This is a genomic window from Bradyrhizobium sp., from assembly GCF_049586575.1.
GTDB lineage: Bacteria > Pseudomonadota > Alphaproteobacteria > Rhizobiales > Xanthobacteraceae > Bradyrhizobium.
On record NZ_JBAVCF010000786.1, the window covers coordinates 1 to 9,340 of the forward strand.

The 9,340-nt window shown below is 62.7% G+C and carries 12 protein-coding genes; 5 read left to right on the plus strand and 7 right to left on the minus strand.

Annotated elements, in window-relative coordinates; translation table 11 throughout:
• Positions 1-275 precede the first annotated feature (275 nt).
• Positions 276-893, plus strand: a complete 618-nt coding sequence (locus WB528_RS28120) for an outer membrane protein (RefSeq protein WP_423892679.1) — start codon at positions 276-278, stop codon at positions 891-893.
• Between the two features lie 75 nt (positions 894-968).
• Here WB528_RS28120 and WB528_RS28125 read toward each other — a convergent pair whose 3' ends face one another.
• The 4 genes from WB528_RS28125 to WB528_RS28140 form a co-directional block, all read right to left on the minus strand.
• Positions 969-1,184, minus strand: a complete 216-nt coding sequence (locus WB528_RS28125; RefSeq protein ID WP_028350729.1) for a cold-shock protein — start codon at positions 1,182-1,184, stop codon at positions 969-971.
• A 263-nt stretch (positions 1,185-1,447) separates the two neighbouring features.
• Positions 1,448-2,311: a 23S rRNA (adenine(2030)-N(6))-methyltransferase RlmJ gene (locus WB528_RS28130; RefSeq protein ID WP_423892681.1), complete on the minus strand. Its 864-nt coding sequence runs from the start codon at positions 2,309-2,311 to the stop codon at positions 1,448-1,450.
• Positions 2,312-2,428: 117 nt separating this feature from the next.
• On the minus strand, positions 2,429-3,139 hold the full coding sequence (locus WB528_RS28135) for a ribonuclease T2 family protein (RefSeq protein WP_423892683.1): 711 nt from the start codon (positions 3,137-3,139) through the stop codon (positions 2,429-2,431).
• Positions 3,140-3,285: 146 nt separating this feature from the next.
• A complete protein-coding gene (locus WB528_RS28140) occupies positions 3,286-3,756 on the minus strand; it encodes a hypothetical protein (RefSeq protein ID WP_423892685.1) in 471 nt (156 codons plus the stop codon).
• Positions 3,757-3,923: 167 nt separating this feature from the next.
• Here WB528_RS28140 and WB528_RS28145 point away from each other — a divergent pair, with 167 nt between their 5' ends.
• A complete protein-coding gene (locus tag WB528_RS28145) occupies positions 3,924-4,214 on the plus strand; it encodes a hypothetical protein (RefSeq protein ID WP_423892687.1) in 291 nt (96 codons plus the stop codon).
• 52 nt (positions 4,215-4,266) lie between these two features.
• Positions 4,267-4,809 (plus strand): DUF3617 domain-containing protein, encoded by a 543-nt coding sequence (locus tag WB528_RS28150; RefSeq protein ID WP_423892689.1) that lies wholly within the window; start codon positions 4,267-4,269, stop codon positions 4,807-4,809.
• Between the two features lie 9 nt (positions 4,810-4,818).
• On the opposite strand, the gene WB528_RS28155 is transcribed toward WB528_RS28150, so the two are convergent.
• The 3 genes from WB528_RS28155 to WB528_RS28165 are packed head-to-tail and all read right to left on the minus strand — an operon-like array spanning position 4,819 to position 7,500.
• Entirely contained in the window at positions 4,819-6,207 is a 1,389-nt protein-coding gene (locus WB528_RS28155) for an ATP-binding protein (RefSeq protein ID WP_423892691.1), read from the minus strand.
• Between the two features lie 10 nt (positions 6,208-6,217).
• On the minus strand, positions 6,218-6,946 hold the full coding sequence (locus WB528_RS28160; RefSeq protein ID WP_423892697.1) for a response regulator: 729 nt from the start codon (positions 6,944-6,946) through the stop codon (positions 6,218-6,220).
• Positions 6,943-7,500 (minus strand): MarR family winged helix-turn-helix transcriptional regulator, encoded by a 558-nt coding sequence (locus WB528_RS28165; protein WP_423892693.1) that lies wholly within the window; start codon positions 7,498-7,500, stop codon positions 6,943-6,945. Before WB528_RS28165 ends, WB528_RS28160 begins: the two co-directional genes overlap by 4 nt.
• 319 nt (positions 7,501-7,819) lie before the next feature.
• Between WB528_RS28165 and WB528_RS28170 the strand changes: the two genes are divergently transcribed.
• Together WB528_RS28170 and WB528_RS28175 are read left to right on the plus strand one after the other, a co-directional pair.
• Positions 7,820-8,899, plus strand: a complete 1,080-nt coding sequence (locus WB528_RS28170; protein ID WP_423892694.1) for a branched-chain amino acid aminotransferase — start codon at positions 7,820-7,822, stop codon at positions 8,897-8,899.
• A 134-nt stretch (positions 8,900-9,033) separates the two neighbouring features.
• On the plus strand, positions 9,034-9,340 hold a 307-nt coding region (locus WB528_RS28175), incomplete at its 3' end, for an ATP phosphoribosyltransferase regulatory subunit (protein WP_423892695.1).

Below are 9,340 nucleotides of genomic sequence, written 5' to 3' on the forward strand. Positions count from 1 at the left end.
GATGATCGCTGGAATCCTGATCCATGGGCCTAAACTAAGCGCTGATTTGCGGCATCGCCAGCGCGGGACGGCGAGGCCGGCTGCGTAGCCGATGGCAGACGCCATCCGCCGGGCAACCCCGAGGTAAGACTTTCTTAAGAATGCTGAGCGGGCGGTAACCGCCCTTAACAACCCTTTAACTTAAAAGTCTCGATAAATCCGATCAGTACAAAGTGCAAATCCGTAACCGTGCCGATGGCTGGGGGTTTTGGCACTTCCCGCGTGGAGTTTGCGTGATGAGCAGGATTGCCTTGGTCGCGGCGGCATTGACAGCCGTGGTTTGGACTTCATCGGTTGAAGCTGCCGATCTGTCGTACGGCCGGCCCTACACCGTCAATCAGCCACTCAACATGTACAGCTGGGCCGGGCCGTATCTCGGCGGCAATATCGGCTGGGACTGGGGCTCGGTGGATAACAATCCGACCAAGCCGTCAGGGCTCGTGGGTGGGGCGCAGGCCGGTTACAACTGGCAGACCGGTCCCTGGGTGTTCGGCATCGAAGGCGATCTTCAGGCCACGGGCGCGTCCGATACGTTTGCGCCCTGGAAATTTTCCAATCCCTGGTTCGGCACCGTGCGCGGCCGGGCCGGTTATGCCCTCAACAACATCCTTTTCTACGGCACCGGGGGTCTCGCTTTCGGCGAGTTGAGCGGCCAGACCTTTGGCCTGTCCGAGAGCCATACCAACGCCGGCTGGACCGTGGGCTTGGGCGCCGAAGTCGGCCTCGCTCGCAACTGGAGCGCCAAGGTCGAATACCTCTATGTCGATTTGAACGACAGCAATTTCGTGATCACCGGCGCTCAGAACGGCTACCGTTTCGGTCTGCTTCGCGCCGGCGTGAACTATCACTTCTAACAGAATAAAAAGATCACCAACCACAAACTCCCGGCCGCGGCGGCGGCCGGGATTTTTTTATCCTGAAGCGAAAGCTTACGAGGAGATCACGAGGTTGACCGCCTTGGGCCCTTTGCCCTTCTTGTCCGGCTCGACCTCGAATGTGATGCGTTGTCCTTCGGTCAAATCCTTCAGCCCGGCGCGCTCCACGGCTGTGATGTGAACGAACACATCGCGCCCGCCGTCGTCGGGCTTGATGAAGCCGTAACCGCGTTCTCCGTTGAAGAACTTGACCGTCCCAGTCATGGCCATCGGGAAACCTCCCCCGCATTGCTCCGCCGCCACGCTCCTCTTGCGTTGCGGCCGACCGGACCCTTCGCTGCGGACATCTTCCGCCGGAAGCTTTGGCCATCCGGGCGGGCCTGTATGATGGCGGCCTGCCCTAAATCAGAAGAGGCCTTGTCACTTCGCCGCTACCATTCGCGGAAGCGGAACGTAAAGCCGATCCCAACGGGGTGAGCATAGTACGGTTCCCGGCGGATTGACCATCGGACTTTTCGGACGCGAGGCACGGCTCAGGGTTTCGGCACCTCGAGCCGGAAGCGGCCGGCACCGCCCTGGCCAAGCGGCTTCTCCAGTTCGGGAAGGATCGTCTTGAGCTCGGCGGTCAAGGTCCAGGGCGGGTTGACAACGAGAAGGCCGGCCGAGGTAAGACCTGCGTCAGCGGTTTGCGGCGCGGCGCTGAACTCGACACGCAGGCATTTGCCCGGCGGTCTTGCTTGCCCGACGGCGTGCGCGACCTGTCGCGCCAGTTCGTCGGTGGCGCGCCGGCTTTTGGCCGGGTACCACAACAGGTAACTGCCAGTCGGCCATTTCGAGAAAGCCTCGCTAAAGCCTGCGGCCAGCCGCTCGAACTCGTCCTTTTGCTCATAGGGCGGATCGATCAGGACAAGGCCGCGACGTTCTTTCGGCGGCACGAAGGCGGGCAGCGCGGTCCAGCCGTCAAGATCGACCACGCGGGCCTGGGTGTCGCGGCGCAGCGCGCCGATAAGGGCTTTTCGCGCCTTGGCTTCGACTTCGCATGCGGTCAGCCGGTCCTGAGGCCGCAGCAGCGCGCGCGCGAGCAACGGCGATCCGGGATAGGCCGTGAGCTTTCCCGGCTGCGGATTGAATGCCCGGACGATGTCGAGATAGGGCTTGATCAGCGGCGCCACGTTTTCGGAAAACCGCGCCTGCATGATGCGCGCAATTCCCGTGAGCCATTCGCCGCTGCGCTCGGCCTCCTCGCCGGCGAGATCGTAGACACCCGCGCCGGCGTGGGTGTCGATCACGCGAAAGGCGGCGTTCTTTTCCTGCAGGTGGAGCAGGATGCGTACGAGCACGACGTGCTTGATGACGTCGGCAAAGTTGCCGGCATGAAAGGCGTGGCGGTAGTTCATGGACGAGGGGTTATCACGTCATCGCGCGCAGAGCGAAGATTCCATGGGGCAAACGATATGGCCTGGATTGCGTGGCCGCTTTCGCTCCGCAATGACGCCCGAGATGTAGTTCGCGCTCTAGCCGCCGCGTACCGGCGGCATGACCAATTGGTCGCGGCGGCAGGCGCGGCGATCGATTTCGTCACAGGCGCGGAATTGCAGATCCTTGCTCATGCAGATGCGCACTTCGCTCAGCCGGGTGCGGTTGCAGGTCACCGCGATGGCGGAGCCGGAAAGGCCCGGATTGACCTTGACGAAGGCGTCTTCGACCTCGGCCGGTGAGACGGTCTTCGGATCGGCAAGGTCGATGAATTCGGGCGGAATTTTCACCGTAGCGCGCGCCTTCCGGACGGTCTCGAAATAGCCGCGGGGGCCAAGCCCCGAGCAGGTGCCGTGCTTTTTCCACTCGTTGAAAATCAGGCCGGGCGCCGGCATCAGATCCAGCATCGAGGTCATGATGTTGCGGTCCAGCCAGGAATCCCGGTCGCAATATTCGGGATAGCCGTGCTCAAACTGCGGCCACAGGCCATGGACCACGAAGGAGAAGGGTCTGCCGCCGCATTGGGCCTGCTGCGACCGCCCGTTGCCGCGCTCGACCGATTCCGCGCAGAAGGACGGCGACCAGGACAACGACAGAACGTAATAATCAAACTCACCCGGGGTGTTTTGCCGGCGGTCCTGCGCCGACGCGGGCGCCGTGGCGGCGCCGATGCCTAGCGACGCGACCAAAATGAGATAGCCGAAACCTGCGAAAATACGCGCCGTCCGACCCAAGCAACGCCCAGCCATGATGAAGCCCCTCAACTCCCACAATCCCTGATGAAACCATAGACAAGCGAACGGAACATTTCAAGAACAAAAAAGGGCGCCGGTAGCCGAGAGCAGGCGTGGTCCCGCTGGCTGCTGACAAACCGTCGTGAAATCGGGAGATTAAATCAGGGCTTGGCGCCCGCGCAGGCGGGGTTGGAGGCCCAATTGCGATCGAGCCCGGTGACGCACCACTCCACGCCCTGATTGTAGCCGGCAAAGCTGCCGTCCTCGATGATCGAGAAGTGCACGCCGTGAACCTTGCCGTCGCTCAGCATCGCGTCGCCGCTGCAATAGCGGCGCGGAATATTGTCCGACTGCCAGGGACGGTAGGCGACTTCGTGGACTCGGCCATAGGCTGTGATGGTGAGCCTGGAATTCCAGTAGGTGCTCTCTTTTTCCTGGAATTGGGACGTGATGGTCCCCAGCGCCGCCTCACAGGACTTGAGCCGTCCCTCATATTTCGGGCCCGTCAGCCAGAAATTCAGCTCCAGCGGATTGGCTGCTTCGGCGGCCTGGCCGAACGCCAGCAGGCCGAGTCCTGCCCCAAGCACCGCGCTCAGGCCTGTTTTTCTGGCAAATGAAAATATGTCGCGCATGGTCTATCCGCCGGGATGATCTAGCAACCTGACCGTGCCGCGAAGCCTCCCCGAGGTCAAGTGCAGCGCGGCAACACCTGCCAATAAGTCCGTTTGTCATAGGGCTGCGTGCTTTTCACGGCATCTCGGGCGTCTTAAGGTGACGGCCAAAGCGAATGGAGTGAACGATGCGAATCATCAAGGCCGCTGTCCTGGTTGCCGCTGGCGCCATGCTCTCATGGACGCCTGCATGGGCCGACATCGTGCCGGAGTTCAAGGGCAACGATACCGGCGGCATCATCGCCTATGAGCTGGCCCAGCGCGTCGATGCCCGCCAACTCGCGGTCGACCACTGCGCCTCCTATGGCAAGGTGGCGAAGTTTCTGGCGGTTGATGCGCAGTACGGTGGCTATGTTTCCTTTGCCTGCCGCTGGGTGCCGTATGGCGCCAACAACCGGCCGTTACGCACGCTCTACTGAGCCTGGCCGGACTGTGCCTCGCCTCTCTTTTGTCGACACCGGAACGTAGCCGATGACGCGTGAACTTGGTGCATGGGTTTTGAGTGTTGGTGTGCTGATGGGCATCTCGGCCGGCAGCGCCGGCGCCGAAGATCTGCCGATCCGCAAGGCGGGTTTGTGGGAAATCAAGATGGCCCACACCGGTTCGCCGCTGCCTTCGCTGACCATGCAGCACTGCACCGATGAGACCGTCGACAGGGAAATGAACAACATGGTCTCGCCGATGGCCAAGCAAATCTGCTCCAGGCAGGACATCCAGAAGACGGCAAACGGCTATGTCGGCGATTCCGTCTGTAACGTTGCCGGCATTTCGGTCTCCTCGCATTCGGAGATCTCTGGCGATTTCAATTCCGCCTATACCGTCACGACTACTTCCCATAGCGACCCCGGCGGCAAATCGGCCCCGCGCGACGCCGTGACCACGATCGAAGCGAAATGGTTGGGGGCCTGCAAACCGGATCAGAAACCGGGCGACATCGTCATGCCCGGCGGCGGCTTCAAGCTCAACGTCAGGGACGCCGAGAAACTGAAGAACCTGTTGCCCGGCGCGAAGTAGGTTCGCCCCTTACACTGGAATCCGCACCGAAGCGCGCAAGCCGCCCATCGGGCTGTCGCCGAGTGTAATGTCCCCGCCATGCGAGCGGGCGATATCGCGGGTGATCGCAAGACCCAGTCCTGTCCCGCCTTCATCCTGATTGCGCGCATCGTCGAGCCTCAGGAACGGCTTGAACACTTCTTCGCGCATGTTCATGGGAATGCCGGGACCATCGTCGTCAACCGTCACCGTCAGATAGCGGTGGTCGCGCTGGCCGGTGATCGAAATCGTATTGGCGTGCCTTGCCGCGTTGGAGACGAGATTGGCGAGGCAGCGCTTGAACGCGGCAGGCTTCACCGTCACCACGGGCAGTCCGTGGAAGGCGACGGTTGCGGTATGACCGTTGCGCTCGGCATCGCTGCGCAATTCTTCCAGAGCCGCCGTCATGTCGGTCGGCTGGGCCTGCTCGCCGCTGTCGCCGCGCGCAAACGCAAGGTAGTCCTCCAGCATCCCCGCCATTTCGTCGACGTCCTTGCGCATGGCGTCGACTTCCGGGCTGTCGCCGATCAGCGCAAGCTCGAGCTTGAAGCGGGTCAGGATGGTGCGCAAATCGTGCGACACGCCAGCCAGCATCGCGGTGCGCTGCTCGATCGAGCGCTCGATGCGCGATTTCATCTCGATGAAGGCGTGCGCGGCGCGGCGCACCTCGCGCGCGCCTCTCGGGCGGAAGTTCGGCGCTTCGCGGCCCTTGCCGAAACTCTCGGCGGCGTCCGCCAGCCGCAGGATGGGGCGGATCTGGTTACGCAGGAACAGCACCGCGACGATCAAAAGGATCGAAGAGGTCCCGACCATCCAGAACAGGAAGATTTCCGAGTTGGAGGCATAGGCCGCGCTGCGTTGAGCGAAGATGCGCATCACCGCGTCGTCGAGCTGAATGCGGATCTCGACCAGATTGGAGCGGCCGACGGTGTCGATCCAGAACGGCTTGGCGATCTGCCGGCCGAGCTGAACCGAAAGCGTCTGGTCGAGCAGGGAGAAGAATGGCTTCGGCCCCGGCGGCGGCATGTCGCCCGCGGGCAGGAAATCCACCACAAGCCCTAGCCGTTGCTGGGCGATGCGCCGGATCAACGTGTGGTCCTTGTCTTGCGGATAGCCCTTATAGACTTCGATCAAGGCGGCGATGTCCGAGACGACCGCGGCCGACAGGTGCCGCGTCACCGTATTCCAGTGGCGCTCCATGAACACGAAGGCGACGACCGACTGCAGCACTACCATCGGCACGATCATGATCAGCAGCGCGCGCGCATAGAGGCCGGTCGGCATCCAGCTCTTGAAGGCGTTGCCCATCCAGCCATTGATCGCCGACACCCGCCCTGCGGCAGTGCGGATCAGCGTCAATCCTGTGTCGATTGTGCTCATGGCTGCCGGCTCAAGGAGATGCGACCAGGCGATAGCCGATGCCGCGCACCGCTTGCAAAAACAGCGGATTGGCGGGATCGCGCTCGATCTTGCGCCGCAGGCGGTTGATCTGCACGTCGACCGCGCGTTCGTTCACGGTGCCGTCGCCGGTCAGCGCGTTGCGCGGCACCGTCTCGCCCCGTGCGAGCGCCAGAACCCGCAGCATGTCGCGTTCGCGGTCGGTGAGACGGATGACTTCCTCGCCCTGCCGCAGTTCGCCGCGTTCCAGATGATAGACGTAAGGTCCGAAGGCGATCTGCTCCAGCGTCTCCACGGGCGGCGGCGCGGTGCGCTTGAGGATATTGCCGATCCGCAACGAGAGTTCGCGCGGCTCGAACGGTTTCGCGACGTAGTCGTCGGCGCCGATCTGCAAGCCCTCAATCCGGCTTTCGGCCTCGTGGCGCGCGGTCAACATGACGATCGGCACCGTCGAGGAGGTTCGGATGAATCGGGCGAGATCGAAACCGGTCTCGCCCGGCATCATCACGTCGAGAATCAGCAGGTCGAAATGCAGTCCATTGAGCTTGGCGCGGGCGTCCTTGGCGCTCATCGCGGTGGTGACGCGGTAGCCTTCGCCGCACAAAAAACGCGACAGCAGATCGCGGATCCGACGGTCGTCGTCGACGAGCAACAGATGCGGCGCGTCATCGGCCGGCCCCGGGGGTGTGTGTGCGGCGGTTGCGGCCTCGGCCACGTCTATTCCTTTGCTTTTGTGTTCGAAGGCGAGACGCCAAAAATGGCTTGCAGCACCTTGTCGGGGTCGTCGCGATCGATCATCGCGCCCAGGAATTGCCTGACGATCTCGAGACCGTCGGGCTCGATGCCGCGCAGCGCGCGGTTGAGCCGCTCGGTTTGCAGCCCCGCGAGCTTTGCCACCAGCGCCTCGCCCTTGGCGGTGGCGAAAAGAAGACGTTGGCGGCGGTCGTTGTTGCCCGCCTTCTGCACGATATATCCTTCATCGAGCAGTTGCTTGAGGACGCGTCCGAGCGATTGCTTGGTGATCCGCAGCACGTCGAGGAGGTCGGCGACCTTCAGGCCGGGGTAGCGATAAACAAAGTGGAGCACGCGGTGATGGGCACGTCCGAAACCGAACGCTTCCAACTCATGATCCGCGTCGCCGACAAAGTCGCGATAGGCAAAAAACAAAAGCTCGATGATGTCCCAGCGCAAGCCGCCGGCAGGCGTGGTCCCGCGCCCCTCGCCAGCCCTGGAGCTGGCAGCCGAGAATGGGCCTGATGAAATTACGTCAGCCATGTTGACATATATTGGGTTCAATGTTACAAAACGCTCGCTTACGACGAAATATTAGGTCGCGGCGTGGGTTTCGCGGGGGTGCCAGCCCTGGACGACGGGCAAGTGAAGGCGGGCTCGCGAATGTGTTGACCGTGCGATTGTCGAGCGGCATCTCGGCAACCATACTGGACTTCAGCCACCCACAAAAGCATGTCCTGACGGGGTGCTGGTGGGAAGGCCGGCCGCAAAGCCGGCGGCGAAGTCCGGGCCTATGGGCCACCAGCCCGGAAAGAGAGGCCGGCACCAGAAATCGCCGGTTTCGACAGCAGGAAGTAGGGAAATGAGTCTGAAATTCGAAATCCAGCCTGCGGCTAGCCCGACCCCTGAGAAGGAGCGCGCGGCAAAGCTTGTCGACCCCGGCTTCGGCCGGATCTTCAGCGATCACATGGCCGTGGTCCGTTACAGTCAAGGCAAGGGTTGGCACAGTGCGCGCGTCGAATCCCGCGCGAATTTCTCGCTCGATCCGGCCGGCGCCGTGCTGCACTACGCACAGGAGATCTTTGAAGGACTCAAGGCCTACAAGCGCGACGACGGCGGCATCAACCTGTTCCGTCCCGACGCCAATGCGAAGCGCTTCCAGAATTCGGCCGAGCGCATGGCCATGGCGCCGCTGCCGGAGCCGGTGTTCATCGAGGCGGTCGAGCAACTCGTGCGGATCGACCGCGCGTGGGTGCCGGGCGGCGAGGGCAGTCTCTACTTGCGGCCCTTCATGATCGCGAACGAGGTCTTCCTCGGCGTGAAACCATCCGCAGAATACATCTTCGCCGTCATTGCCTCGCCGGTCGGCTCCTATTTCAAGGGCGGACCCGCGCCGGTGTCGATCTGGGTGTCAGAGAACTACACGCGCGCCGCGATCGGCGGCACCGGCGCGGTCAAGTGCGGCGGCAACTACGCCGCAAGCCTGCGCGCGCAGGCGGAAGCCATCGATCACGGGTGCGACCAGGTCGTTTTCCTCGACGCGGTCGAGCGCCGCTACATCGAGGAACTCGGGGGCATGAACATCTTCTTCGTGTTCGACGACGGCTCGATGCTGACGCCGCCGCTCGGCACCATTCTGCCGGGAATCACCCGAGATTCGATCATCGTGCTGATGAAGGATTCCGGCATCCACGTCCGTGAGGAAGCCTATACGATCGATCAGTGGCGTAAGGATGCCGCCAGCGGAAGGCTGAAAGAGGCATTTGCGTGCGGCACCGCGGCTGTGATCTCGCCGATCGGCAAGGTATGTTCGGCGAGCGGCGAGTTTCTCATCAGCGGCGGCGCCGCCGGCCCCGTGGCCATGGGGCTGCGCAAAAAACTGGTCGATATCCAGTATGGCCGCACCAACGACCCGCACAACTGGATCAGAAAGGTTTTGTGATCGGCCACGCTTTCCCCTCGCCCCTTTCGGGAGAGGGTGCCTAAGGCGGTCGATTTCGCCACCTTCTCCCGCAAGGGGGAGAAGGGAAGCCGGTACAGTTGCCGCCACGCGCACCGGCTGATACCTACCTTTCAATGAAGGACAAACCCCAGAAGCCGCAGAAACTGAAGGCGCGCCTGCCGCGCGGGCTGGAAGACCGTGGCCCTGCCGCGATCAACGCGACGCGCGTGATGGTGGAGAAAATCCGCGAGGTCTATGAGCGCTATGGCTTCGAGCCGGTGGAAACGCCGGCGATGGAGTATACCGACGCGCTCGGAAAATTCCTGCCGGATCAGGACCGGCCGAACGAGGGCGTGTTCTCGTTTCAGGACGATGACGAGCAGTGGATTTCGCTGCGCTACGACCTGACCGCGCCGCTGGCGCGCTATGTCGCCGAACGCT

Bases quoted from the DNA above. Each gene is read 5' to 3' on its own strand.
- WB528_RS28125 (WP_028350729.1), bottom strand. From the start codon at position 1,184: ATGGCCATGACTGGGACGGTCAAGTTCTTCAACGGAGAACGCGGTTAC.
- WB528_RS28165 (WP_423892693.1), bottom strand. From the start codon at position 7,500: ATGGCTGACGTAATTTCATCAGGCCCATTCTCGGCTGCCAGCTCCAGG.
- WB528_RS28170 (WP_423892694.1), top strand. From the start codon at position 7,820: ATGAGTCTGAAATTCGAAATCCAGCCTGCGGCTAGCCCGACCCCTGAG.
- WB528_RS28145 (WP_423892687.1), top strand. From the start codon at position 3,924: ATGCGAATCATCAAGGCCGCTGTCCTGGTTGCCGCTGGCGCCATGCTC.
- WB528_RS28135 (WP_423892683.1), bottom strand. From the start codon at position 3,139: ATGGCTGGGCGTTGCTTGGGTCGGACGGCGCGTATTTTCGCAGGTTTC.
- WB528_RS28140 (WP_423892685.1), bottom strand. From the start codon at position 3,756: ATGCGCGACATATTTTCATTTGCCAGAAAAACAGGCCTGAGCGCGGTG.
- WB528_RS28120 (WP_423892679.1), top strand. From the start codon at position 276: ATGAGCAGGATTGCCTTGGTCGCGGCGGCATTGACAGCCGTGGTTTGG.
- WB528_RS28150 (WP_423892689.1), top strand. From the start codon at position 4,267: ATGACGCGTGAACTTGGTGCATGGGTTTTGAGTGTTGGTGTGCTGATG.
- WB528_RS28155 (WP_423892691.1), bottom strand. From the start codon at position 6,207: ATGAGCACAATCGACACAGGATTGACGCTGATCCGCACTGCCGCAGGG.
- WB528_RS28130 (WP_423892681.1), bottom strand. From the start codon at position 2,311: ATGAACTACCGCCACGCCTTTCATGCCGGCAACTTTGCCGACGTCATC.